Below are 26,158 nucleotides of genomic sequence, written 5' to 3' on the forward strand. Positions count from 1 at the left end.
TAAACATTACTCTCCCATTTTGACAGGATTTTGTCCGGATTCCTCCCCCTCTGCGGGAGTATTTTCTTGATCTGTGACACGCTTTTGTTAATTCATCACTAAAAACAGCAACAATCCGGTGCGATTTTTAACATGAACAGAAGGCATGAAAAACTATAGTTGATAAAGGGATACTTTGCTGTGAAGGGGATTAACGTATTGAAAAAAATAATCATTTATTTGACCAATAATTCAATTGATCATTATTTGTTCAAAAAATGAACCAATGGCATTACTTTTCCCGTCAGAGGTTCATTTTTGCACTTACATTTTGTTACGAGATTTTGGAACGAATGTTATCCAAAGTCCCCTTCAATAATGAGAGAGTCACCTCCCCCTTCGGTGGTACTGCTGCCGTAATGCCACGGATTCTGATAATGCTCCATCGCCTGGAAAATAACCTGCGCCAGCTCATTCTGGCTATGCGGGTTATAGCAAAGCAAGTATTCCGTATCGGGCAGCATCGGCAAACCATCCGTTCGCCCTAACACGCGCAATTCCGGACTCATCATTTCCACCGGTCGCGCGGTTACACCCAGCCCCGCTTTTACCGCCGCTTTAACGGCAGAAAGCGTGGAGGCAACATAAGCCATCCGCCAGGGAATATCGGCATCATTTAATGCGTTGATCACCATATCGCGAAAGGCGCTGGGCTCATCCAGCAATACCAGCGGCACCGCTTCACCTTTTTGCAGCACATATTCAGCCGAACAGTACCAGTGAGTGGGTGAGGTGCGTAGCGTCATGGCATCGAATTGCCCGGAGCGATGGGTCGTCACCACAAGATCAACGTCATGATCCTGCAGTCGATCGCCAGAGAGAGGGTTACGTTTGACACGAACATCAAGCGCCAGTTTCGGGTATACCGAGCTTATACGATTAAGCAAAAACGGCAGAATAGTATCGGCGGATTCATCCGAAGCGCCAATAGTGAGTACCCCCTGAAGATTGCTGAACATCAACGACGTACAGGCTTCATCATTGAACCGTAAAATCTTTCTTGCATAGCCCAGTAACTGAATACCATGCTCGGTCAAGAGCTTATTACGACCATGGCGGGCAAAAAGTTCTTTTCCCACTAACTGCTCCAGCCGCTGCATTTGCTGACTTACGGCAGACTGGGTGCGACAAACTGCAGCAGCCGCCGCAGCAAAGGTGTTAAGATCAGCGACCGCAACGAATGTTCTCAGCAGATCGAGGTCGAGATTCAGTATCGGACGATTTGCATTTATCATAATTTTTCACTTACGGGTTGCTCGCGCGGAGTTACCCGGGTTTATGCTGTGCTCGTAAGATTAAGTAATTCCATTTAAAAAGTGCATCCTGCAAAGTCAAGACCAGTATCACCCTGACTTTAAGTTCTGTGTTAATAGTTCGCTGTCTAAGGCAGGCTGAACTTGATGACTTTATTTTGCATACTCCCATTCCTTTTAGATATATAAACCATGCCAAAATGTGTTAATCCTTTTAAAGAAAAACATTTTCACGCAACATTCGCGGCCATACATAGCACAGGCATCATATACAACCAGTTCATATGACTGATTGGGAGTAAAAACCATGAATAACAATCAACTAAAATTAAGAAATATCCCACAGAAAAAGCAAGGCCTTTTGCTTATGAACCATTTCCGACACCTCTAAGTTTAACCTAAAACCCTTATATTTATAAGCATTATTAAGGATAATCTGAAGATAAAAAATGACATGACACCCAACTTAGTTATATTAATATTAATGATAGTCATAGTTCCTATTCTCAATATTAAATAGCTATTATTTGAAGAACAGTCCAACTATTAATAACGCTTAACATTGCGTTCACAGTGCTCCCCTTCCCCTACCAGAAATGATGAATACCCCGTACCCTCATTCAGATTTTACGCCAAAACTCCGTATCCATGGCTCCGTCATGCCAAACACATACTAAACAAATGGATTTTAACAACACAAAATAATAGATAAAAGCATGATACCAACACCAACAACCATTCGTTAGTTAAAAAACAGTTTAATTAACAGATGAAAAGTCAAAGAGACAGTTAAAAAGCCGTTAACACAAAATGAGTTAAGACAAAATCTTCTCCTGCTGACCCTTCAAAACGTGCGGACGTGGGAGTACATTGTTCCGTGCTCACTTCCACGGCAGGCAGTGACAAATTCTAGCTAAAAGGTCAAAGGTTCATGTCCTCCATCGAAAAATCCAGCAAATTAGATAACGTCTGTTACGACATCCGTGGCCCGGTTCTGAAAGAAGCAAAGCGCCTGGAAGAAGAAGGCAATAAGGTTCTTAAACTTAACATCGGCAACCCAGCCCCCTTTGGCTTTGAGGCGCCGGATGAAATACTGGTCGATGTGATTCGTAATCTGCCAGGTGCGCAAGGTTACTGTGATTCAAAAGGGCTGTACTCCGCCCGCAAAGCAATCATGCAGCACTATCAGGCGCGCGGGATGCGCGAAGTCACTGTCGAAGACATTTATATAGGCAATGGTGTTTCTGAACTGATTGTGCAGTCCATGCAGGCACTGCTGAACAGTGGCGATGAAATGCTGGTTCCTGCGCCGGACTACCCACTGTGGACCGCCGCCGTATCACTCTCCAGCGGGAAAGCGGTGCACTACTTATGTGATGAATCATCGGGCTGGTTCCCCGATCTCGACGATATCCGCGCGAAAATTACTCCCCGCACACGCGGTATTGTGATCATCAACCCCAATAACCCTACCGGCGCGGTTTACTCAAAAGAGCTGCTGATGGAGATCGTTGAGATTGCGCGTCAGCACAACCTGATCATTTTTGCTGACGAAATCTACGACAAAATCCTCTACGACGACGCCGAACATCACTCGATTGCCGCGCTGGCACCGGATCTGTTTACCATCACGTTTAACGGCCTGTCGAAAACGTATCGGGTTGCGGGTTTCCGTCAGGGCTGGATGGTACTCAGCGGGCCGAAAAAACACGCCAAAGGCTATATTGAAGGGCTGGAGATGCTGGCCTCAATGCGCCTGTGCGCTAACGTACCTGCACAGCACGCCATTCAGACAGCGCTTGGCGGTTACCAGAGCATTAGCGAGTTTATTGTGCCGGGCGGCCGTCTGTACGAGCAGCGTAACCGCGCCTGGGAGTTGATCAACGACATTCCGGGCGTTTCCTGCGTGAAGCCAAACGGCGCGTTGTATATGTTCCCGAAAATTGACGCAAAACGCTTTAATATTCATGACGACCAGAAAATGGTGCTCGACTTCCTCCTGCAAGAAAAAGTGCTGCTGGTACAAGGGTCAGCATTCAACTGGCCGTGGCCGGATCACGTCCGTATTGTGACCCTGCCACGTGAAGACGATCTGGAGATGGCAATCACCCGTTTCGGTCGTTTCCTTTCCGGTTATCATCAGTAAGAGCCGTTGGGGGCAGATTTGCATCTTCCCCCACTCTCTGCGCACAATGACTCAGGTCGCAGTCACAGACAAGGTTAACTATGAGTCAGAGTCATTTCTTCGCGCATCTTTCCCGCCTTAAACTCATCAATCGCTGGCCGCTGATGCGCAACGTACGCACGGAAAACGTGTCAGAGCATAGCCTGCAGGTGGCAATGGTCGCCCATGCGTTGGCGGTGATCAAAAACCGCAAATTCAACGGACAGGTAAATGCCGAGCGTATTGCACTGTTGGCGATGTATCACGATGCCTCGGAAGTGCTGACCGGGGATCTCCCTACGCCAGTGAAGTATTTCAACTCGCAGATTGCGCAGGAATACAAAGCCATTGAGAAAATTGCCCAACAAAAACTGGTTGAAATGATTCCGGAAGAGCTGCGGGACGTATTTACCCCGCTGATCGATGAACGTCACTACAGCGAGGAAGAAAAAGCGCTGGTTAAACAAGCAGATGCCCTGTGTGCGTATCTGAAATGTCTGGAGGAACTTTCCGCAGGCAATAATGAATTCGGGCTGGCAAAAACGCGTCTGGAGAAAACATTGGACGCCCGCCGCAGCCCGGAGATGGATTACTTCATGCAGGTGTTCGTACCCAGTTTTCATCTCTCGCTGGATGAAATCAGCGAAGATTCACCGCTTTAATAAGCCGTCAGCCGGGCGATCCGGCTGACCGTTCAAAATGGGAACAGCACCGGAATCAGCAGCGCGCAGACCACCATGACCAGCAGGGTGAATGGCACCCCGATTTTAACAAAATCGCTGAACTGATAATTGCCAGGCCCCAGCACCAGCGTATTCACCGGTGAGGAAACCGGCGTCATAAACGCAGCCGACGCGGCCATCGCCACCATCATGGCAAACGGATAGGGCGAAACCCCCATTGATTTTGCCGCAGCCAGCGCAATAGGCGCCATCAATACCGCCGTCGCGGTATTAGAAATAAACAGGCCGATCAAGGCACACATCATAAACAGACAAATCAGCATCAGATGCGGCCCGTAACCGCCCCCCACATCCATCAGCCCTTTTACCACCAAATCCACACCGCCGGTTTTTTGCAGCGCCAGCGCAAAGGGCATCATCCCGACAATCAAAATAATGCTTGGCCAGTGAATCGCTTTATAAGCGCTTTCAGCATCAATACAGCGGAATTTACCCATCAGCAAACAGGCAACAATCGCTGCAACCGTATTGGGAATTTCGTCTGTCAGCATCAGCGCCACCATTAACACCAGGCAGAAGATCGCATGCGGCGCCTGGCTATGCGCCGGAGACGCAGCGCTCTCTTCGACAGGCAGATTCAGCACCACAAAATCGCGACCGCGCGAACCCAACTGGCTAATCAGTTTCCAGTTGCCTACCACCAGAATGATATCACCCAACTGCAAGGGCTCATCCGTAACGGCTCCTTCCAGCGCTTCGCCATCGCGCTTCAGACCCACAACATTCAAGCCATAGCGAGTACGAAAGCCGATTTCGCGCACCGTTTTACCGGTTAATTCTGAATCCGGAATAAGCGTCACTTCCGCCATGCCAACATCCAGCGCCTGATCGGAGAAGTATTCACCACGCAGGATCATCGGCTCTAAAAGTTGCTCAGCACAGAACTCTCGCAGATCGACCTCTGCGGCGGACATATCAATCAACAGCACATCACGGGCGCGGAATTCAGACACCCCATTCACATTGACGATCACCCGCCGAAAACGCCGCCAGCGCTCAACACCGATAATGTTTGCACCATAGCGCTCACGTAGCCGCAAATCATCAAGACGCTGGCCAATCATCGGCGAGCCGGGACGGATAGCCAGGCGACGCGCACGACCAGTAAGGTGATACTCTTTGATCAGATCGCGGAAAGTGCGGTGCCTCCAGCCATCGCGCAGTACACCTTGCTCTTCGCCTTTCAGCATAAAACGCATCAGCAGCATATAAATGATGCCGAGCAGCAGGATGACCAGACCTAACGGCGTGACGCTGAAAAAACCGAATCCCTGCAACCCTTCGCGTAGTAACTCACTGTTCACCACCAGGTTTGGCGGTGTCGCAACCAGCGTCATCATGCCGCTGATTAACCCGGCAAAACTAAGCGGCATCATCAAACGTGAAGGAGAAGTTTGCATGCGCATCGACACGCTGAGCACAACGGGGATAAAAATCGCGACCACGCCGGTGGAGCTCATAAAGGCGCCAAGTCCGGCCGCGGTTAGCATCAGCAGTACCAGCATTTTACTTTCGCTGCTGCCAGCCATTTTGACCAGCCAGGTTCCCATATTGGTTGCCACGCCAGTGCGAACCAGGCCATCGCCGATAATAAACAGTGCGGCGATCAGAATGACGTTAGGATCGCTAAAACCGGAAAAGGCTTCCGATAGCGTCAGCGTGCCGCTCAGAATAAAAGCGACAATCACAAACAGTGCTACCGCGTCCATGCGTACTTTGCCCGTTGCGAAAAGCACAACGGCGATACCCAACAGACACAAAACCCAGATCAGTTCACCGTTCACAACGTATCCTTGTCAGTTGATAGTGAGAAAATAGTGCCATAAAAAAACCCCACAAATGTGGGGTTAAATCATGAGATCAGGCCTTCAGCGTGACATTCACCGTTCCATCCGACTGTTTTGCTACCACCAACGCATCAAGGCGTGTCAGCACGAAGTCCACTTCATCGAGCCGGGGCGCATCCGGCGGTACATTTACCGCAATGACGTGGCAGCCTGCCGCAAGGCCGGAAAGTACGCCTGCCGCCGCATCCTCAACCACAACACACTCCTCCGCTGGCAACCCCAACAGCTTCGCCCCCAGCAGATAGGCGTCCGGCTCGGGTTTACCACGCTTCACCTGTTCGGCAGTAACGAACACTTTTGGCGTGGGCAGCCCGGTGGCTCCGTGGCGCGCATGGGCAACCGGTACAGAGCCAGACGTCACAATGGCCCAAGGGATACCGGAGGCATCGAGATGGTTCAACAGTTCAATGGCGCCAGGCAGAGGAGTAATACCGTCAGTGTCTGACGCTTCAATCTCTTCCAGGCGGGTAAACTCAGCAGCGATCTCCGCTTCCGAACTGCCTGCCATAAAGTGACGCAATGAGGTAATCGCTTGTTTGCCGTGAATGAAATTCAGCACATCATCGTGTGCGATGCCAAATCTGTCCGCCCAGTTGCACCATGCCCGCTCTACGGCGGGCAGAGAGTTCACCAGCGTGCCGTCCAAATCAAACAGAAATCCTTTGCACTGCACACACACCTCCTTAGGCGTTAATGATCTGATTAATTTCGTTGCTGCTCAGATGGTACTGGCGCGGGCATGAGTGCCAGACGCTCAGCATGCGCTGATATTTATCCCACATGGGAGTTTGCGCGTTGAAGCCGTGGGTTCCGGCGTCGAAATGGGTATACCGCCCTTCAACATTGACCATAAAGCGCACGTAGCCGAGGTAACGCGCTTCCGTAGCGGCGTCAAAACCGAGGAAAGTGACGCGGCGCTCATCAATGGCGGCGGTGTCTTTCAGGTTAGCCCAGGAGACATGCAGCGCGTGATACATCTCCATAATATCGATAACGATGCGACAGGTTTCTTCTTTCAGCTCACCGAATTCGCGGTCCAGCTCGCGCATTTGCAGGCCATATCCGCGCTCAATGATGGTTTGCAAACGGCGATAACGTTCCGCATTGGCCGGATCCATCATGGTCATCATTTTATATTGATTGGATAAGATCAGACGTTGGGCATTGGTCATTTCCATCTTTCGACTCCTGTGGCACATCGGCGCATTAAAAAAGATGTATTGAGTTTACCTGCTGAAAACGATGGCTTTCTTGATTTGCCGGGGGTGTTGCATGGATCAAAATGAAAAATAAAAAAAGAAGACATACCGATAATGCCTTCTTTATATATTGGCTGGCGACGAAATTACAAATCATCCAGAAAGGTTTTATCCAGTTGTTTAAACGCACGCTTAAGCGTGTCAGCTAACGCCTGATAATCGGGTTTACCTTCTACAGGTGCCAGTGCCTGCCCTGCTTCCTGAAGTTTTCCGCGCACTTCATAAAACCAGTGCAGTATAGAGGGCGGCAGCGGCGTGACAGAGCGTTTACCCAGCCACCACAGCCCCTGCATCGGCAGGCTCAGCGCAAACACCGCGGTGGCAACAGCCGGGCCAAGCTGACCACCCAGCGCAAGTTGCCAGCAGAGGGTAAACACCGCCAGCGGCGGCATGAAACGGATGGCGTAACGCGTGGCACGAATAACGCGATTCTCAACAAATACCGGAGCGAGGCGCTTTTCCATTGGCCAGGTCTTCGCATAATGCTGGCCCCGACGGAACAAACTAAAAAAACTGGCGGGGCGATTCTCTGAAGTGGACATGGCGTTACCTCAACTTCACATATAAAAATTAAAAATTTTGTGCAAAACAACAACTACAAATGACAACGTTAAAATTTTTTGTCAATCGCATCAGGTATCAGGTATCCTGTGCCAGCCTTACCAGGGTCATTAGACGAATAACTAAAATTCGTCAAATTTAAGCTCATTATGCCACTGTCTGAAATTTGCGCAAAATAGCTTAAAATTTTTGTATTCTTCCATCATGCCAGAAAGTATTCGCGGCATGATGTTAATCATAAATGTCAGCGTCAACCTGCGCTACGCTGTGCGACTCACTGACGTTTTTTAGCCACGTATCATAAATAGGTACTTCCATGTCGAGTAAGTTAGTACTGGTTCTGAACTGCGGTAGCTCCTCACTGAAATTCGCAATCATCGATGCAGCAAATGGTGACGAGTACCTTTCTGGTTTAGCCGAATGTTTCCATCTTCCTGAAGCACGCATCAAATGGAAAATTGACGGCGGTAAACAAGAAGCGGCTTTAGGTGCAGGTGCCGCTCACAGCGAAGCGCTGAACTTTATCGTTAACACTATTCTGGCACAAAAACCAGAACTGTCTGCACAGCTGACCGCAATTGGTCACCGCATCGTGCATGGTGGCGAAAAATACACCAGCTCCGTGGTTATCGATGAATCTGTTATCCAGGGTATCAAAGATGCAGCCTCTTTTGCACCGCTGCACAACCCGGCACATTTGATCGGTATCGCAGAAGCGCTGAAATCTTTCCCGAAACTGAAAGACAAAAACGTTGCCGTGTTTGACACCGCATTCCACACCACCATGCCGGAAGAGTCTTACCTGTATGCCCTGCCGTACAAACTGTACAAAGAACACGGCGTTCGTCGTTACGGCGCACACGGCACCAGCCACTTCTATGTGACTCAGGAAGCGGCAAAAGTCCTGAACAAACCGGTAGAAGAACTGAACATCATCACCTGCCATCTGGGCAACGGTGGTTCTGTTTCTGCTATCCGCAACGGCAAATGCGTGGATACTTCCATGGGCCTGACCCCGCTGGAAGGCCTGGTAATGGGCACCCGTTCTGGCGACATCGACCCGGCTATCGTTTTCCACCTGCATGACACCCTGGGCATGAGCGTTGAAGCTATCAACAAAATGCTGACCAAAGAGTCTGGCCTGCTGGGCCTGACCGAAGTCACCAGCGACTGCCGTTATGTAGAAGATAACTACAAAGATAAAGAAGACGCGAAACGCGCAATGGACGTGTACTGCCACCGTCTGGCGAAATACATCGGCTCTTACACTGCGCTGATGGAAGGTCGTCTGGACGCAGTTGTTTTCACCGGCGGCATCGGTGAAAACGCAGCAATGGTGCGTGAACTGTCTCTCGGCAAACTGGGCGTTCTGGGCTTCGACGTTGACCATGAGCGCAACCTGGCTGCCCGTTTTGGTAAGTCTGGCTTTATCAACAAAGAAGGCACCCGCCCGGCTATCGTTATCCCAACAAACGAAGAGCTGGTCATCGCGCAAGACGCGAGCCGCCTGACTGCCTGATTACACACACCGCCAGCCAATGCTGGCGGTGCTGTTTTGTAACCCGTCAACCATGACGGTAACGAAAGAGGATTAACCGTGTCCCGTATTATTATGCTGATCCCTACCGGTACCAGCGTCGGTCTGACCAGCGTCAGCCTTGGCGTGATCCGTGCTATGGAACGCAAAGGCGTTCGTCTGAGCGTCTTTAAACCGATCGCACAGCCGCGCGCTGGCGGCGACGCTCCAGACCAGACCACCACTATCGTGCGTGCAAATTCTGGCCTGCCGGCGGCTGAACCACTGAAAATGAGCCACGTTGAGTCGCTGCTCTCCAGCAACCAGAAAGACGTGCTGATGGAAGAGATCATCGCGCGCTACCACGAAAGCAGCAAAGATGCTGAAGTGGTGCTGGTTGAAGGCCTGGTGCCGACCCGTAAACACCAGTTCGCTCAGTCGCTGAACTTTGAAATCGCGAAAACACTGAACGCTGAAATCGTGTTCGTCATGTCTCAAGGCACTGACACACAGGAACAGCTGAAAGAGCGTATCGAACTGACTCGCAACAGTTTCGGCGGCGCGAAAAACACCAACATCACTGGCGTTATCGTTAACAAACTGAACGCCCCGGTTGATGAACAGGGTCGTACCCGCCCGGACCTGTCTGAAATCTTCGACGACTCGTCCAAAGCGAAAGTTGTGCGCATCGATCCGGCTAAACTGCAGGAATCCAGCCCGCTGCCATTGCTGGGCGCGGTACCGTGGAGCTTCGATCTGATTGCCACCCGTGCGATCGACATGGCGCGCCACCTGAATGCCACCATCGTTAACGAAGGCGACATCAAGACCCGCCGCGTGAAATCCGTGACCTTCTGTGCGCGTAGCATTCCGCACATGCTGGAGCATTTCCGTCCGGGTTCCCTGCTGGTAACCTCTGCAGATCGTCCGGATGTGCTGGTTGCTGCCTGTCTGGCGGCAATGAACGGTGTGGAAATTGGTGCCCTGCTGCTGACTGGCGGCTACGAAATGGATGCCAGCGTCCGCAAACTGTGTGAACGTGCTTTCGCCACCGGCCTGCCGGTCTTTATGGTGAACACCAACACCTGGCAGACCTCCCTGAGCTTGCAGAGCTTCAACCTGGAAGTTCCGGTTGACGACAACGAGCGTATTGAAAACGTTCAGGAATACGTGGCCAGCTACATCAACGCGCAGTGGATCGACTCCCTGACCGCCACGTCCGAGCGCAGCCGCCGTCTCTCTCCGCCAGCCTTCCGTTACCAGCTCACCGAGCTGGCGCGCAAAGCCGGCAAACGCGTTGTGCTGCCGGAAGGTGATGAGCCGCGTACTGTTAAAGCTGCCGCTATCTGTGCGGAACGCGGTATCGCGACCTGTATCCTGCTGGGTAACCCGGACGAAATTAACCGCGTTGCTGCCGCGCAAGGCGTTGAACTGGGTGCGGGCATCGAAATCGTCGATCCGGATGTGGTGCGTGAAAGCTATGTTGCCCGTCTGGTTGAGCTGCGTAAGAGCAAGGGTATGACCGAAGCCGTTGCCCGCGAACAGCTGGAAGACAACGTGGTGCTCGGCACGCTGATGCTTGAGCAGGATGAAGTGGACGGTCTGGTTTCCGGTGCAGTACATACCACCGCGAACACCATTCGTCCGCCGCTGCAGTTGATCAAAACCGCACCGGGCAGTTCACTGGTTTCCTCCGTGTTCTTTATGCTGCTGCCGGAACAGGTATACGTTTACGGTGACTGTGCAATCAACCCGGATCCGACTGCTGAACAGCTGGCGGAAATTGCCATTCAGTCTGCAGATTCTGCTATTGCGTTCGGCATCGAACCGCGCGTGGCCATGCTCTCCTACTCCACCGGCAACTCCGGTGCAGGTAGCGATGTCGAGAAAGTGCGTGAAGCAACCCGTCTGGCGCAGGAAAAACGTCCTGATCTGGTTATCGACGGTCCGCTGCAGTACGATGCCGCCGTCATGGCTGACGTGGCAAAATCCAAAGCACCGAACTCACCGGTTGCCGGTCGCGCTACCGTGTTCATCTTCCCGGATTTGAACACCGGTAACACCACCTATAAAGCGGTACAGCGTTCTGCCGACCTGATCTCCATCGGGCCGATGCTGCAAGGCATGCGCAAACCGGTTAACGACCTGTCCCGTGGCGCGCTGGTTGATGATATCGTCTACACCATCGCACTGACCGCAATTCAGGCATCTCAGCAGTAATCTTTCTGCTTTGTGATAAAAGGCGACCCGCGGGTCGCCTTTTTTATTTACAGCAGTTCACGCGCCGCCGACACAATGTCGTGCGCCGTCAAACCATACTCTTTTTGCAGGAAATCCTGCGTGCCCACCTGGCCGTAGCGCTCCTTCACGCCGACACGTCTCATAGGAACAGGGCAGGTTTCAACAAGCACTTCCGCTACTGCCGATCCCAGCCCGTTATGGATGCTGTGGTTTTCACAGGTGACGATACGCCCGGTTTTCTCAGCGTAATTCTTCACTAACATGCGATCGATGGGTTTCAGGGTAAACATATCGATCACCGCCGCGCTCACACCTTCCTGCTCCAGTTGCTGCGCCGCGGCCAGCGCTTCCACCACCATGATACCGTTGGCAATCAGCGTAATGTCCTGGCCTTCACGCAGCACATTCCCTTTACCGATGGTAAATTGAGAGCCGGGCTGATACACCGTTGGTGCCTGTTTGCGGATGGTACGCACCCAGTAAAAACCTTCAAGATCCGCAAGCTGGCGGAGAATGTCCTCAAACATCACCGCATCGGTCACCTCCAGCACCACCGAATGCGCCAGCCCGCGCACAATGCCCATATCCTCAAAGGACATATGCGTACCGCCGTTATGACAGGCGGTGATCCCGGCATCAGAAGCAATCACCTTCACGTTATTGCGCTGGTAATCGAGGGACATAAAGAGCTGATCAAAGCAGCGACGACTGGCGAACGCGGTAAAGGTGTGCACAAACGGTTTACGCCCGGTCAGCGCCAGCCCTGCCGCCGTACCAATCACGTTTGCTTCCATGATCCCGCAGTTAATCACCTGCTGTGGGTATTTTTTGTGCACACCATCCATGGCCATCGAGCTCATCAAATCCGCTTCCAGCGCGATCACCTCACTGCCTGACTCAATCTGTGCGCTGATAAAACCTGCATAAACCTTGCGCATTTCAATGCTGTCTTTTCCACCAGCAGGGGCAACCTTAATCATGCGCAGCCTCCAGTTGTTCAATGGTTTCATTCAGCGCCTGTTTCATCTCATCGGTCAGACGCAAATGGTGTGAGTTGCTGAGATGTTCGAGGTACGGCACCCCCTGCCCTTTAATGCTGTCCAGAATAACCAGACGCGGACGGGCATCAGCAGGCGGCACCGGTTTCACCACTGCCAGCAACCCGGCAATGTCATCCCCTTTGACGGTGCAGACATCAAAACCAAAGGCGCGGAATTTCCCCTCCAGATCAAATGCGCAGATGATCTCATCCAAATCACCATCCAGCTGCTGCTTGTTCCAGTCGACAAAGACCGTCAGGTTATTGAGCTTATGATGGGCAATAAACTGAAACGCCTCCCAGCACTGCCCCTCGTTCAGTTCACCGTCACCCACGATACAAAACACCCGGTTCGGTCTGCCTGCCAGTTTATGCCCCAGAGCCATTCCCCCGGCAATGGAAATGCCCTGCCCCAACGAACCAGTCGTGGCGTCCACGCCGCGCGTCTTCAGGCGATCCGGATGGCTTGGCAAGCGCGTACCGTTGATATTCAGCGTCAGCAACTCCTCCTGCGGAAAGTAGCCCTTCAACGCCAGCGTGCTGTACAGCGCCGGGCCAGCATGCCCTTTCGACAACACAAAGTAGTCGCGCTGCGGCCAGTCCGGATCGGCTGGGTCAATACGCATCACCTCGCCATACAGCACCGCCAGCGTCTCCACCACTGACATACTCCCGCCGTAGTGACCAAAACCTAAATGCGTGAGCGATTTCAGGGTTGCCACGCGGATATCCCGTGCAAACTGCTTCACTTCGTTAAACGTACTCATGATTTCGCTCCGGAGTTCTCTTCTGCGCCATTGCCGTGCGCTTTGCCTTTCGACATGACGTTCCAGATAACCAGTGCGACAAACAGCGCCACCACAACACCGGTGATGGCCATTGGCGACAGATAACGCGCCAGGTTGCCCAGCACAATGCCGACAAAACCAAAGTCCGCATCAGAGAACGTGGTGTTGGCAAAGCCCAGTGCACCCAGGACTGGCAGCAACAGCACTGGCAGGAAGGTGATCAATAAGCCATTGGCGAACGCGCCGAGCATCGCCCCGCGGCGGCCTCCGGTAGCGTTACCAAACACGCCTGCGGTCGCCCCGGTAAAGAAGTGCGGCACCACACCAGGCAGGATCAATACCAGCTTCATCTGCCCGAGCAGGAACAACCCAACCAACCCGCCAAGGAAACTGAAGAGAAAACCGACCAGCACGGCGTTTGGCGCATACGGATAAACAACCGGGCAATCCAGCGCCGGACGGGCATTCGGTACCAGTTTTTCGGAAAAGCCAGTAAATGCCGGGACAATCTCAGCGAGGATCAGGCGTACACCTTGCAGGATAATGAACACGCCTGCGGCGAAGGTGATGGCCTGGATAATGGCGTAAACCAGGAAGTTCTGTCCGGCGCTCAGCTGACTTTCGACATACTCGCGGCCCGCACAGACTGCGAGGATCATGTAGATGATGATCATCGTCAGCGAGATTGAGATGGAGCTGTCACGCAGGAAGCTGAGGTTTTTTGGCAGGTTCATCTCTTCAGTTGAGCGCGAGCCTTTGCCGCATTTACTGCCGATCCAGCCAGAGAGCACATAGCCCAATGTGCCAAAGTGACCAAAAGCGATATCGTCATTGCCGGTGATGCGCTTCATATAGCGCTGGGCAATGGCCGGGAAAAAGGCCATCACCAGCCCGAGGATCAGCGAACCGGTAAACACCAGACCGATACCCTCGAACCCGGCCACAGTCAGGATCACACCTATCATACAGGCCATGTAAAAGGTGTGGTGCCCGGTGAGGAAAATGTATTTCAGGCGTGTAAAGCGGGCGACGACAATATTCGCCACCATACCAAACGCCATAATTAATGCAGTTGAAGCACCGTATTTCTCCAGGGCAATAGAAACGATAGCCTCGTTATTAGGAATAATTCCCTGAATATTAAATGCATGCTCAAACATGCCGCCCAGTGGATTAAGGGAACCGACTAATACCGTTGCACCACCGCCCAGTACAATAAAGCCCAGAATGGTTTTTACCGTACCTTTAACAACGTCAGAGAAGGATTTCTTCTGCGCCACCAGACCAATCAGGGCAATCAACCCGACCAGTACCGAGGGTACTTTTAATATATCAACAACAAAATTCAGCGTTTCAAGGATAAACATATCCACCTCGCTTAATACACACCGCATCCGCAATGTGTACAGTTGATGTTAACGGTTGGCGAAGAAAGCACTCACTTTCGCTTCCAGTTCGTTGATATCAATGATGTTATTGATAACGATAAGTTGATTTTCCGGTACGCTGGCGCTGGCAGCGATATCTTTCGCCATCACAAAAACATCGGCGGCGCCGGGTGTAGCGGATGACAAATCGGAATGTTCAACGTCAGCCTCAATGTTCAGCTTTTTAAGGACTTTTTTAATATTCATTTCGACCATGAAACTACTGCCAAGTCCGGATCCGCAAATTGCCATTATTTTCATTGTGGTTACCTTTTTTTTGGGTAGAGTACGACCGCATCACCCGTTACCGGGTAATGAGTAAAATCCTGGTAAGAAAAAAAATTAGTAGCGTTGAATTATATTTTTAATCTCCTCAAAGCTAGTTGCGCGATGTAAGTGCTCCATATCGTCATCGCTGGAAAATAATTCAGCCAGCGCGGCGATCATTTCGATATGGCTGTGTTTATCTGGTGCTGCCAGCATGACAATGATATCCACCGGATCAAAATCCTCTGCGCCAAATGTCACCCCCTGATGCAATTTTAATAGCGATAAACCTAACCCTTTCGCCCCCTCTTCCGGCCGCGCATGGGGCATTGCCAGCCCTGGCGCCAGCACATAGTACGGCCCGAGTTTATGATGCTGCGCCACAATGGCGGTCACGTAGTCTGGCGTGATAATGCCCGCCGCCAGCAACGGTCTGGCGCAGACCTCCAACGCCTGCGGCCAGTTTTCCACACTGTCGTGCAGTTGAACCGTCTTGTCGTTCAGCCATTGGTTTAACACGTCACGCTCCTTCACAGAGAAAAGATGAGCAAACTTTATGCAAGTCATCGCCCCTTAGCTGTGATGATAGTCGCAAAGATAGCGCTACCAAGGTGCAGTTGCGAAAAATGTGATAGCGCTATCAGATCTGAAAACGCTGGCTATTTCTCAGCAAAACTCAGGATTTCCGGCGTATACTGCGTTACGGACGAACGATAAAAAAGTGCCTGAATAGGTTGGGATCAGCAGGAAATAGCATGTCAATTACCCGAAAACGGCGGAGTACCGGAAAAGTGACCCTCGCCGATGTCGCGCAACTTGCCGGCGTCGGTACCATGACCGTCTCGCGGGCAATACGCACCCCCGAACAGGTATCAGATAAACTTCGCGAAAAGATAGAAGCTGCCGTACAAGAGCTGGGTTATATGCCCAATCTGGCGGCCAGTGCGCTGGCGTCAGCGTCGTCCTGGACCATCGCCATGGTGGTGCCAAGCCTCGCGGAATCCGGATGTTCGGAAATGTTCGCCGGGTTACAGCAGGTATTACAACCTGCGGGTTACCAAATCATGCTGGCGGAGTCGCAACATCGGCTTGAGCAAGAAGAGAAACTGCTGGAAACGCTGCTGGCCTCCAACCTGGCAGCGGCGATCCTGCTCAGCGTTGAGCACAGTGATATGGTGCGCCACTGGCTGAAAAATGCCTCGATTCCGGTGATGGAAATTGGCGCCGTGCGTGCCGATCCGATTGATATGAATATCGGTATCGATAACGTGGCGGCCATGTATGAGCTCACGCAGATGCTGATCCAGCGCGGCTACCAGAACATTGGCCTGCTGTGCGCCAATCAGGAACAGTGGATATTCCAGCAACATTTGCAGGGTTGGTACAAAGCGATGCTGCGCCACCATATGTCGCCGAACCGGGTCATTAACGCTGCCGCGGCGCCGGTATTTTCTACCGGTGCCGCGCAATTGCCGGAGTTTTTACTGGCCTGGCCAGAGCTGGATGCGCTGGTCTGCGTGTCGGATGAACTGGCCTGCGGCGCGTTATACGAATGTCAGCGCAGGCGGATTAAGGTGCCAGATGATTTAGCGATTGTCGGTTTTGGCGACAGCGACGTCAGCCGGGTATGTCAGCCACCGCTGACCACCATCTCGGTGCCGCATCGCAAAATTGGTATTGAGGCCGGGCGCGCACTGTTGGCGCGCCTGAATGATGAAAAGTGGGAGAACAAAACGCCCATTGCACCGACGTTTTGCCTGCGGGATAGCTGCTAACTACTCCGCTTCCTGCTCGTTTTCCACGTCGTTGCTGGCATTACGGCTCATCCACAATGCCAGGGCTTTGAGTGAATCATCGGTGAACTCATCGCAGCGGGCGGTGATCTCTTCCGGTGTCATCCACCAGACTTCACTCACCTCTTCTTCCTGCAGGGCAAACGGCCCGTGGGAAACGCAACTGAACAGCCCGCCCCACACCCGGCAATGTTGATCTTCAAAATAGAACTGACCGTGTTCGGCAAACGGCACGCCAGCAATGCCTAACTCTTCTTCCGCTTCACGGCGCGCGGAGTCCAGCAAGTTCTCCCCCGCCTGCACCACACCACCGGCGGTGGCATCCAGCATGCCGGGCATAAAATCTTTGATTTCGGTACGGCGCTGTACCAGAACTTTGCCCATCCCATCATGCACCACAATGTAGGTTGCGCGGTGACGCAGACACTGTGCACGCATTTGCTGCCGACTGGCCTGCGCAATCACCTCATTGTCTTCGTTGACAATATCCACCCACTCCATGCCTGCAAAATGACTCTGTTCCACCATCGGGAAATCTTCTCTTTGTGGCGCTCTGTTGGCGCGTTTCGGTTGAAAGGTAAGTTACGGATTAATCGACACCTGTGCAATAACCCGCTGATCATTAAGTGCGATAACGCTTAGTACATTCTCCTCCAGCATGCCGTAGCTGGGAGCAAATCCCCCCTTCGGGATACTCACCGAACCGGGGTTGAAATGGACAATCGCACCGCGCTTTTCCGCCACCGGAATGTGCGTGTGACCGTACGCCAGCACATCTCCCTCCTCCAACGGCGGCACATCGTCCGGACCAAAAAGATGACCGTGGGTCAGAAATACGCGCCGCTCCGGCAACAGCAGTTGCTGCCACGGGGCCGTTATCGGGAAGTGCAACAGCATCTGATCCACTTCACTGTCGCAGTTACCGCGCACGGCGATAATCCGACTCGCTTGCTCGTTGAGCCGCTCCGCTACCTGTGCTGGGGCGTAGCCTTCCGGTAACGCATTGCGCGGACCGTGATTGAGCACATCACCCAGAAGAACCAGCCAGCGGGCCCCACTTTGTGCAAACAACGCCAGTACGCGCTCCGTCGCGGGCAACGACCCGTGAATATCCGATGCAAACATCAGCTTCATCACTGCACCTCTCTGAAAAAAACCGCCTTATGATAGCGGAAGCGGCGTCCTATATCAGCCCGCTCGCTTAGCGGAAAGTGCAGCATAGCGCTGGATAGATGAGCGCTGCCACTGAAACGCGGCATATTCCGCCAGTAACGGGGGAACATCATCGCCGTTCATCACCAGTCGGTTGAGCATCGCCGACAGGTCGGCATCAGCAATACACCATTCACCAAACAGGTTCGGTTTACCGTGCGACAGCAACTCCCCGGCGATGGCATACAGTTTTGCCGCACTCCGCTGCCCGGCGGCGCTTAGTGCCCCCTTTTTCTCCCCGGCGAACATAATGGTGGTAGGACGTTCTTCACGTATCGGTAGCAGATCGCTGCGAAGCCAGGCCTGGATTTGTCGCGCGCGGGCGCGGTTTTGCAGAGCGTGAGGGTAAATACGCTCCCATTCAGGCGGTGCAAAACGCTCTTCCAGATATTCCGCAATCGCGGAGGATTCGCTAAGCGTAAACCCCGCCATCTCCAGTAATGGCACACGCTGAGTCAACGGATAACCCGGCCAGTCCGGCGTATGTTGCACGCCAGCATTGATATCAATGGATTTAATGGTGAAGGGCAACCCTTTTTCATGCAGTGCAACCCAGGCTGACATCACATACGGGGAGAAGAAATTTGCATCAGACCACAGAGTCATTGCCGGTTCGCTCATAACATCCTCGTTTAACGGTGAAATTTTTCATCAAAATATAACGTCCTGTGTGAGCTGTCACTTAATGAAAACTCGCACACCAGAGGTAACACCTATACTCAGGAGGTGACGCACATTCCCATAACAGGAGTCTTGATGATAGACCTCTATTTTGCTCCCACGCCGAACGGTCATAAAATCACACTGTTTCTTGAAGAGACAGGCGTTGAATACCGACTGATCCGCGTGGATATCAGCAAAGGCGAACAATTTCGCCCCGACTTTCTGATTATCTCTCCTAACAATAAAATCCCGGCGATTGTCGATCATCACCCTGCTGATGGCGGCTCGCCCGTTAGCGTGTTCGAGTCCGGTGCCATTTTGCTCTATCTGGCGGAAAAAACAGGGCAACTGCTCAGTCGCCATCTGCGCGAACGCACCCTTGCGATACAGTGGCTGTTCTGGCAGGTGGGCGGGTTTGGCCCCATGCTCGGGCAGAACCACCACTTTAATCACTTTGCGCCGCAGCCTGTCCCCTATGCCATTGAGCGCTACCAGGTGGAAACTCAGCGGTTGTATCACGTGTTGAATAAGAGATTGGAACGCGTCCCGTGGTTGGCGGGCGATGAGTACAGCATTGCCGATATCGCCGCATGGCCGTGGGTCAGATCGCATCAACGCCAGCGCATCGACCTGGAGAATTTCCCGGCGGTGTTCAACTGGTTTGAGCGGATACGCACGCGTCCGGCCACCGAGCGGGCGATGCAGAATGCGCAGCCGGTGTGAAGTAACCTGTTCTCATGACTGAAAAAAATCATTCAGGATGTGCTCAGCGTCGCATGCGAATATTACTGAGTCACTTATGCTGAACGGGACGAAGGATACACCCGGGAGGGGAACATGAAGATACTGATTACCGGCGGTACGGGCCTGATTGGTCGTCATTTAATCCCTCGCCTGCTCGAGTTGGGGCACAGCGTCACGGTGGTCACCCGTAATCCCGCCAAAGCACAGCAACTGCTGGATGCTCGCGTCAGTTTGTGGAAGGGGTTGAGCGAACAGACACACCTTAATGACATCGACGCGGTGATCAATCTGGCGGGTGAACCCATTGCCGACAAGCGCTGGAATGAACAGCAGAAACAACGGCTCTGCAACAGCCGCTGGGAGATCACCCAGCGACTGGTTGACCTGATTCACGCCAGCGATAACCCGCCGCAGGTGCTGATTTCGGGTTCAGCTGCGGGTTATTACGGCGATCTCGGTGAAGTGGTGGTCACTGAAGAAGAACCGCCACATAACGAATTCACCCATAAGTTGTGCGCGCGCTGGGAGCAAATTGCCAGTAGCGCACAGAGCGACCGCACCCGCGTGTGCCTGCTGCGAACCGGTGTCGTATTAGCACCAAAAGGCGGCATTCTGGGGAAACTGTTACCGCTGTTTCGCCTCGGCCTGGGGGGGCCTATCGGCAATGGTCGTCAATATATGGCGTGGATCCACATTGACGATATGCTGAACGGCATTCTCTGGCTGCTGGATAACGATCTGCGCGGGCCATTCAATATGGTTTCCCCCTATCCGGTGCGCAACGAGCAGTTTGCCCATACGCTCGGTCACGTATTGCAACGTCCGGCGATCATGCGCGCGCCCGCGTTTGCAGTGCGCCTGATGATGGGTGAGTCCTCCGTGCTGGTGCTCGGCGGGCAGCGCGCCCTGCCCAAACGCCTCGAAGCCGCAGGCTTTGCCTTTCGCTGGTACGATCTCGAAGAAGCGTTGGGGGATGTGGTAACCCCCTAATTTTCGTGGCCCCCCTGATCCTCTTCCGGTGCTAAGCTTAAGCGCTTTGTCACCGGAAGGGCGATTTAATGAGGTTGCAGACCCCCCGCTTTACGCTTACCCCGTTTCAGGAATCCGACTGGCTATTCTTTCTGCGTTTACGCCGGGATGACCGCATTATGCGCTATATGGCCGAAGTCGCCTCCGAAAGGCAGATCCGCACGTTATTTGATAATCGTCTGCTGGATGACAACGCCTTTGTGATCCGCGATGCGCAGCATACCGCTGTCGGCGATATTGGCCTGCGCCCCAGCGTGCATAATCCGCAGGAAGCGGATGTTGGTTATTCCATCTTACCCACAGCACAGGGCCGCGGTGTTGCGTCAGAAGCGCTGCAAGCATTGTGTGAGTTCGCCTTCGATAAACGCAATGTGCAGGCGCTGAATGCCTGGGTACTGGCGGAGAATCAGGGATCTGTACGGGTACTGGAAAAGAGCGGCTTTCAGCGTGTACAGGTGCTGGAAAAAGCCTATTTGCTGAAGGGTGAATATTACGACGACTGGGTGTACCGGCGGGAAAAAGGCACACAGGCGTGTTAACTACCCGGTGTTTTGCCCTCCCCGTTCATCACTGGAAATGACAGTGTTTATCTCGACCAAAACGCGGCTGTTCCTGACCGGAGGCCTCGCCTTGCTGTGGTTATTCTGGTTGATGTTTGCCAGTCGACTCAGCCATAGAGCTTACCTGCAAGCCGATGCGCCAGATACCGGGGCCATGATGACGATAGCCGCGCTGGTGGGCCTGCTCGTTGCCTGGCGTCTCGCACAAAAAGGGTGGCGGTGGAAGTCGCTGCTGCTGGCATTCTCAGGGGTATTCCTGTTTATCGCCTTAACCCTGTGGAATGCGCCGGAAGCCTGGGTGCGCGCCACCGCCAGCGAACGCGTGCAAAGCGAAGTGATGTTCAGCATCGGGCATCCCGGCCCGCCGGTGACGCGCAGTCAACACTGCGAAGCCGGTCTGCGTTTTTATGATGCATGGTTAAAACGCCCGGTAGAACTCTGCACCCGTGACGATATCGTTCCCCCCGGCGCGCGCACGGTACAACTGGAAAAACGCGTCACTGCCAGGGGCGCAGTATTTACCCACTATCGCTTTATTTCCGTCGCAGGCCACCCACAAGGGTGGTGGCCCGTTTCACCGCCGACACAGGCCCGCTAATCCCCCTCAGGCGCGTTGCTGCGCCTCCTCTTTACGGGCTTCCGCCTGCTGGCGTACGCGTTTTGGTTGCGGCACATTAATAATCAAGGTCAGCACCCCGGCAAAGATGTACAGCCCGGTGTAAGCCCACACCACCCCCACGATGTCAAAAAACGGCAACAGTGCGGAGGCAATCGCTGGCGCAACAAAATTACTCATCCCGGCGGAGAGGTTATAAATCGACACGGCCGCCCCTTTGTGATGCGGTTCCAGCGTCGGGAAAACTGCCGTCATGGGCACAAAGGCCGCGACGAAAATCCCTAACATCACTGCCGGGATCAGCGCCACGAGGAAATTATGCCCGGCATATACCGGCAGGTAATAAAACGTCAGGCTGGATACCGCCATCCCCAGACAACCAAACCAGCGGACCTGGCGGATCCAGCCGATATACTCGCCGGTGATCCCCCAAAAGATATTGGTAAAGATGGTCACGAAGAAGAACACTGCCCAGATTTGCAGCCACTCGGAGATGGTAAAGCCCAGTCTGTCGACAAACAGCAGCGGCATCACAATCGCAAAACCAAACAGCGACAGCGTGTTGATAATACGGATCAGGCAGGCGTAGAAAATGTCGCGGTTGGTGAACAAAATGGTCGCCGCACGGGAGAGTTCGGTCATCTTGTCGCGCAGCGGTAAATTGACCCGCGAGCGATCCACCGGCACGTGACGCAGGCTGAAAAAGGCCAGCAACCCGCCGCTTGCGACCCAGGCAATGGCAAACCACAGCGTCCCGGTCTCCCCAAACACAGGAATAGTCAGGCTCGGCAGATAACTGCCCACCACACCAATACCGATGGAGTACATCGCCCAGAACCACCCCGTGGCCGCCGCGAGATGCTGACGGGGCAACACCTGCACCAGCATCAACATAAACGAGTAGATGAACAGGGGATACGCCAGCCCGCGAATGCCATAAAACAGCAACATTAACGGGTAGTTACGCAGCCCGAGCCCCAGTGACATAAACAGCGCATGCATCACTATCCATAACACAAAGCCGATGGTCATCGCTTTTTGCGGGGTGATCAGTTCCGCCACCACGCCAGATGCCCATGCTGCCAGCGCTGCCGCCAGCCCGTACATAGTAAACACCACTGCCGACTGCGCGGGCGTGAAGCCCATGTCGGTAATGTGCTTCGACAGGAAAGCCATTTCAAAGCCATCGCCAGCCATAAAAATCGCGATAGCCACGAATCCCCAGATCAGATGTTTCGGTAAGCCAAACCAATATTCTTTCGATTGCATAACCATCTTCCTATCGTGAGGGAGATGCCCCGACGAGGGTACAGAGGCCGGGGCGACAAGGGATTACGGCAGCAGCGTGCGTGCCGCCTGTTGTTGTTGGTAAAGCAGCCGGAACAGCGCCAGCCGTTGTGACAACCACGCACCACGTTCAGCCTGCGGCGTATAACGCGCCACCACGGGCGGTTTCAGGCAGACATCCGCCTCTTTGCCCCCCTCTGCCAGCCAGGCCAGCCGCGCGGCACCCAGCGCGCCCGATGAACTGGCCGGATGGGTGACCATCGGGATCGCCAGCACATCAGCAATCAGTTGCGCCCAGACGGTGCTACGCGCACCTCCGCCGGTCAGGCTGCACTGGGAAATTTGCGCATTCCCCAGCACCTGTAATCCATCCGCCAGGCCAAAGGTCACACCTTCGATCACCGCATACCCCAGCAATGCACGGCTGGTTTCATGGCGCAGATTAAAGAAACTGCCAGTAGCCTGCGGATCGTTATGCGGCGTCCGTTCCCCACTGAGGTAAGGCAAAAACAGCGGCGCACGTCGCAACGCGTCATCGGTCAGTTGTGCGATCTCTTCCATTAACTGACTTTCCGTGACCGACAGCAGGTTACACACCCAGCGCAGACAGCTTGCGGCACTGAGCATCACGCTCATCTGATGCCAGCGACCGGGCAGTGCGTGGCAAAAGGCATGTACACCGGAAGCGGGATCGGCCTGCAATGTATCGTTAACCACGAAAATCACCCCGGATGTCCCCAGGGAAATAAAAGCATCGCCCGGTGCAACCGCCCCCACGCCCACTGCAGAGGTGGCGTTATCGCCACCGCCGCCCGCAACGACTACGGAGGAACTGAGCCCCCATTCCGTTGCCAGCGACGCGCGCAATCGGCCACTCACAGCACAGCCTTCCACCAGCGCAGGCATCTGTTCACGGCGTAAATCGGTCATCGCCAGCAGTTCATCAGACCAGTCGCGCTTCGCCACATCCAGCCATAGCGTTCCGGCCGCATCCGACGGATCGCTAACAAACTCGCCGGTCAACCGCCAGCGCAGGTAGTCTTTCGGCAACAACACCTTCGCCACCCGGTTAAAGATGTCCGGTTCGTGGCGTGCGACCCACACCAGCTTCGGCGCGGTGAAACCGGGCATGATCATATTGCCGCTGAGGGCCATCATTTCTGGATGGTGATCGCGCAACCAGTCGCATTCGGCGGCGCTGCGTGTGTCGTTCCACAGAATGCACGGACGCAGCACATTGCTTTCGTTGTCGAGCAGTACCGCGCCATGCATCTGCCCGGACAGGCCAATACTACGAATCGCCGCCCACTGTTGCGGGTACTGCTGGCGCAGTTCGCTGACCACGCGCCCACACGCCTGCCACCAATCCTGCGGATCCTGTTCCGCCCAGTGCGGATGCGGGCGCTGTACCGTGAGCGCCGCATGCGCGGACCCCACAATTTCACCGTGCGCATCCAGCAGCAGTGCTTTCAGTTCCGAGGTGCCAATATCCATTCCCAGGTACATATCGCCCCCTCAGGCTGTTGCCAGTTGCGCCTGCGGCTGCTTGACCCACTGTTCGAGCTCAGCCACCGTGCGGCGCAGCAAGGCAAGAAAATCAGCCGATTGCGCGAGCTCAGCGAACAGGGCTTCATCTTTTGCGAAGGTCGCCAGCGGATCGTCAGAAGCAAACAGTGCCTTTATCGCCTCCGGTCGCATGACGCCGTCCTGATAGGTATACGGCAACGTGCTGTCCGCCCAGCGACGCAGGAACAGGAAGAACAGTCCCGGCAACACGGCGGTTGCAGACGGCGTTGCACCGCGCTGGTAGCACTGAACCAAAGTGGGCGTCACCATCCCCGGGATCTTCGATAAACCATCAGCAGCGACACGCTGGTTGGTATCTTTGATATACGGGTTACCAAAGCGGGCAAGCACCACATCCCGGTATTTAGCAAGATCGAGCGGGCTGGGCGTTAATGAAGGGATCACATCGCGGGAGACATACTCCCAGGCCATCTGACGAATCGCGCTCTGCCGGGTGCTTTCATCGATGTAGCTCAGGCCAATTAACGTTCCGGCCCAGGCAATGCAGCTATGGGTCGCGTTCAGAATGCGAATCTTCGCCTCTTCCCACGGCAGCACAGATTCCACCAGCTCGACGCCAACATTTTCCAGCGCCGGGCGGCCGTTAATAAAGTCATCTTCAATCACCCACTGGATAAAAGATTCCCCCATCACCGGCACTGCATCGTGAATGCCCGTCGCCGCCAGCACGCGTTCGGCCACATCCGGCGTGGGTCGCGGCGTAATGCGGTCAACCATGGTGTTCGGTGAGGTGGTGTAATGTTTCACCCAGTCATACAACGCCCGTTCGCCTTTGGCTTTAAGGAAAGAGAGAAAACCGTGGCGGAAGCGTTCACCGTTATGGCGCAGATTGTCGCAATTGAGCAACGTTACCGGGCCGCCATTGTTAGCAATGCGCTGGGTAAGAATGCGGGTCAGCGCACCGTACAGGGTGCGAATGCCGCCATTGAGATCGGCCTTGATATCCGCCTGCTGCATATCCAGCTCATGTTCCGGCGTCAGGTAGTAGCCGCTTTCAGTCACGGTGAAAGCAATAACGCGGGTTTGCGCATCCGCCCCTTGTGCCACCAGTGCACTGATTTCACTGTCCCACGCCAACACTTTACGGATTGACGTGATGGTTTCGTACTGGCGTTCCCCATCCGGAGAAACGGTCTCCAGCACATACTCCCCTTTCTGCGCAGCGAGTGCGCCAAGCAGCGCATTGGCATCATCACGAATATTCCCCAGCGCGATACTCCAGCTGTCGTCACCTTGCTGCATCAGGCTGTGCAGGTACCACGCCTGATGCGCCCGATGAAACGAGCCTGCGCCAATATGCATCCATACCGCTTTGTTACCGGACATAATTATCACCCCACAATGAGCATTTGACATATTCACGGGCATATGCCCGTTTGTGAGGAGTATGTTAGTAGCCGTAAGCGAAATCTTTCTGCGAGGCAACTCACGAAATTAGCATTTGCCCTAGAAGTGGACTTTTGCCCACTCACACCATCAGGCTATTCAGCGGTACACTGTTGGCAGGTAATTTCAGGAATGCG

The 26,158-nt window shown here is 53.8% G+C and carries 25 protein-coding genes; 9 read left to right on the plus strand and 16 right to left on the minus strand.

From position 1 onward, the window contains the following. Positions 1-335: 335 nt before the first annotated feature. On the minus strand, positions 336-1,274 hold the full coding sequence (lrhA, locus tag GA0061071_RS01790; RefSeq protein ID WP_061493922.1) for a transcriptional regulator LrhA: 939 nt from the start codon (positions 1,272-1,274) through the stop codon (positions 336-338). A gap of 949 nt (positions 1,275-2,223) precedes the next feature. On the opposite strand from lrhA, the gene alaA reads away from it, so the two are divergent. Then, the gene (alaA, locus tag GA0061071_RS01795; RefSeq protein ID WP_061493921.1) at positions 2,224-3,438 is read left to right on the plus strand and encodes an alanine transaminase AlaA; all 1,215 of its coding nucleotides are present in this window, start codon (positions 2,224-2,226) and stop codon (positions 3,436-3,438) included. Between the two features lie 80 nt (positions 3,439-3,518). Further along, on the plus strand, positions 3,519-4,118 hold the full coding sequence (gene yfbR, locus GA0061071_RS01800) for a 5'-deoxynucleotidase (RefSeq protein WP_061493920.1): 600 nt from the start codon (positions 3,519-3,521) through the stop codon (positions 4,116-4,118). 32 nt (positions 4,119-4,150) lie between these two features. On the opposite strand, the gene GA0061071_RS01805 is transcribed toward yfbR, so the two are convergent. The 4 genes from GA0061071_RS01805 to yfbV form a co-directional block, all read right to left on the minus strand. Beyond that, complete coding sequence (locus GA0061071_RS01805) at positions 4,151-5,983, minus strand: SLC13 family permease (protein WP_061493919.1); 1,833 nt, start codon at positions 5,981-5,983, stop codon at positions 4,151-4,153. Positions 5,984-6,059: 76 nt separating this feature from the next. Next, complete coding sequence (locus tag GA0061071_RS01810; RefSeq protein ID WP_276326301.1) at positions 6,060-6,749, minus strand: sugar phosphatase; 690 nt, start codon at positions 6,747-6,749, stop codon at positions 6,060-6,062. Further along, on the minus strand, positions 6,730-7,224 hold the full coding sequence (locus GA0061071_RS01815; RefSeq protein ID WP_061493917.1) for a YfbU family protein: 495 nt from the start codon (positions 7,222-7,224) through the stop codon (positions 6,730-6,732). The genes GA0061071_RS01810 and GA0061071_RS01815 overlap by 20 nt, the downstream gene beginning before the upstream one ends. Positions 7,225-7,391: 167 nt before the next feature. After that, positions 7,392-7,847: a terminus macrodomain insulation protein YfbV gene (yfbV, locus tag GA0061071_RS01820; RefSeq protein WP_061493916.1), complete on the minus strand. Its 456-nt coding sequence runs from the start codon at positions 7,845-7,847 to the stop codon at positions 7,392-7,394. A 335-nt stretch (positions 7,848-8,182) separates the two neighbouring features. Between yfbV and ackA the strand changes: the two genes are divergently transcribed. Beyond that, entirely contained in the window at positions 8,183-9,385 is a 1,203-nt protein-coding gene (ackA, locus tag GA0061071_RS01825; RefSeq protein WP_061493915.1) for an acetate kinase, read from the plus strand. A 78-nt stretch (positions 9,386-9,463) separates the two neighbouring features. After that, entirely contained in the window at positions 9,464-11,602 is a 2,139-nt protein-coding gene (gene pta / locus GA0061071_RS01830; RefSeq protein WP_061493914.1) for a phosphate acetyltransferase, read from the plus strand. Between the two features lie 47 nt (positions 11,603-11,649). Here pta and GA0061071_RS01835 read toward each other — a convergent pair whose 3' ends face one another. The 5 genes from GA0061071_RS01835 to GA0061071_RS01855 form a co-directional block, all read right to left on the minus strand. Next, positions 11,650-12,603 (minus strand): transketolase family protein, encoded by a 954-nt coding sequence (locus tag GA0061071_RS01835; RefSeq protein WP_061493913.1) that lies wholly within the window; start codon positions 12,601-12,603, stop codon positions 11,650-11,652. Continuing rightward, on the minus strand, positions 12,596-13,429 hold the full coding sequence (locus GA0061071_RS01840; RefSeq protein WP_061493912.1) for a transketolase: 834 nt from the start codon (positions 13,427-13,429) through the stop codon (positions 12,596-12,598). Before GA0061071_RS01840 ends, GA0061071_RS01835 begins: the two co-directional genes overlap by 8 nt. Next, complete coding sequence (locus tag GA0061071_RS01845) at positions 13,426-14,817, minus strand: PTS ascorbate transporter subunit IIC (protein ID WP_088238126.1); 1,392 nt, start codon at positions 14,815-14,817, stop codon at positions 13,426-13,428. Before GA0061071_RS01845 ends, GA0061071_RS01840 begins: the two co-directional genes overlap by 4 nt. A gap of 48 nt (positions 14,818-14,865) precedes the next feature. Next, the gene (locus GA0061071_RS01850; RefSeq protein WP_061493910.1) at positions 14,866-15,138 is read right to left on the minus strand and encodes a PTS sugar transporter subunit IIB; all 273 of its coding nucleotides are present in this window, start codon (positions 15,136-15,138) and stop codon (positions 14,866-14,868) included. Positions 15,139-15,219: 81 nt separating this feature from the next. Continuing rightward, a complete protein-coding gene (locus GA0061071_RS01855; RefSeq protein ID WP_061493909.1) occupies positions 15,220-15,663 on the minus strand; it encodes a PTS sugar transporter subunit IIA in 444 nt (147 codons plus the stop codon). Positions 15,664-15,899: 236 nt separating this feature from the next. Between GA0061071_RS01855 and GA0061071_RS01860 the strand changes: the two genes are divergently transcribed. Then, positions 15,900-16,919 carry a LacI family DNA-binding transcriptional regulator gene (locus tag GA0061071_RS01860; RefSeq protein ID WP_061493908.1) on the plus strand — a complete coding sequence of 340 codons (1,020 nt, stop codon included), beginning with the start codon at positions 15,900-15,902 and terminating at the stop codon, positions 16,917-16,919. Here the strand turns inward: GA0061071_RS01860 and yfcD are convergent, their stop codons facing one another. Genes yfcD through yfcF form a run of 3 tightly spaced genes read right to left on the minus strand, consistent with a single transcriptional unit; the run spans position 16,920 to position 18,770 of the window. Then, positions 16,920-17,465, minus strand: coding sequence for an NUDIX hydrolase YfcD (gene yfcD, locus GA0061071_RS01865; RefSeq protein ID WP_061493907.1), 546 nt, complete (start codon positions 17,463-17,465; stop codon positions 16,920-16,922). A 54-nt stretch (positions 17,466-17,519) separates the two neighbouring features. Beyond that, positions 17,520-18,071 (minus strand): phosphodiesterase, encoded by a 552-nt coding sequence (gene yfcE / locus GA0061071_RS01870; protein WP_061493906.1) that lies wholly within the window; start codon positions 18,069-18,071, stop codon positions 17,520-17,522. Between the two features lie 54 nt (positions 18,072-18,125). After that, positions 18,126-18,770 (minus strand): glutathione transferase, encoded by a 645-nt coding sequence (gene yfcF, locus GA0061071_RS01875; RefSeq protein ID WP_061493905.1) that lies wholly within the window; start codon positions 18,768-18,770, stop codon positions 18,126-18,128. A 135-nt stretch (positions 18,771-18,905) separates the two neighbouring features. Between yfcF and yfcG the strand changes: the two genes are divergently transcribed. The 4 genes from yfcG (at position 18,906) to GA0061071_RS01895 (ending at position 21,743) form a co-directional block, all read left to right on the plus strand. Further along, positions 18,906-19,535, plus strand: a complete 630-nt coding sequence (gene yfcG, locus GA0061071_RS01880) for a GSH-dependent disulfide bond oxidoreductase (protein WP_088238128.1) — start codon at positions 18,906-18,908, stop codon at positions 19,533-19,535. Positions 19,536-19,649: 114 nt separating this feature from the next. Continuing rightward, complete coding sequence (locus tag GA0061071_RS01885) at positions 19,650-20,546, plus strand: TIGR01777 family oxidoreductase (protein WP_061493903.1); 897 nt, start codon at positions 19,650-19,652, stop codon at positions 20,544-20,546. A 68-nt stretch (positions 20,547-20,614) separates the two neighbouring features. Further along, positions 20,615-21,124 carry a GNAT family N-acetyltransferase gene (locus GA0061071_RS01890; protein ID WP_061493902.1) on the plus strand — a complete coding sequence of 170 codons (510 nt, stop codon included), beginning with the start codon at positions 20,615-20,617 and terminating at the stop codon, positions 21,122-21,124. Between the two features lie 43 nt (positions 21,125-21,167). Beyond that, a complete protein-coding gene (locus GA0061071_RS01895; RefSeq protein ID WP_245191392.1) occupies positions 21,168-21,743 on the plus strand; it encodes a hypothetical protein in 576 nt (191 codons plus the stop codon). 6 nt (positions 21,744-21,749) lie between these two features. On the opposite strand, the gene GA0061071_RS01900 is transcribed toward GA0061071_RS01895, so the two are convergent. The 3 genes from GA0061071_RS01900 to dalD all read right to left on the minus strand — a co-directional run bounded on the left by GA0061071_RS01900 (position 21,750) and on the right by dalD (position 25,961). After that, positions 21,750-23,030 carry an MFS transporter gene (locus tag GA0061071_RS01900; protein WP_088238238.1) on the minus strand — a complete coding sequence of 427 codons (1,281 nt, stop codon included), beginning with the start codon at positions 23,028-23,030 and terminating at the stop codon, positions 21,750-21,752. A 63-nt stretch (positions 23,031-23,093) separates the two neighbouring features. Next, entirely contained in the window at positions 23,094-24,554 is a 1,461-nt protein-coding gene (gene xylB / locus GA0061071_RS01905; protein WP_088238130.1) for a xylulokinase, read from the minus strand. A gap of 9 nt (positions 24,555-24,563) precedes the next feature. Next, entirely contained in the window at positions 24,564-25,961 is a 1,398-nt protein-coding gene (gene dalD / locus GA0061071_RS01910; RefSeq protein WP_088238131.1) for a D-arabinitol 4-dehydrogenase, read from the minus strand. Positions 25,962-26,158 lie beyond the last annotated feature (197 nt).

It is taken from the genome of Kosakonia oryzendophytica (genome assembly GCF_900094925.1).
In the GTDB taxonomy this organism is placed as follows: domain Bacteria; phylum Pseudomonadota; class Gammaproteobacteria; order Enterobacterales; family Enterobacteriaceae; genus Kosakonia; species Kosakonia oryzendophytica.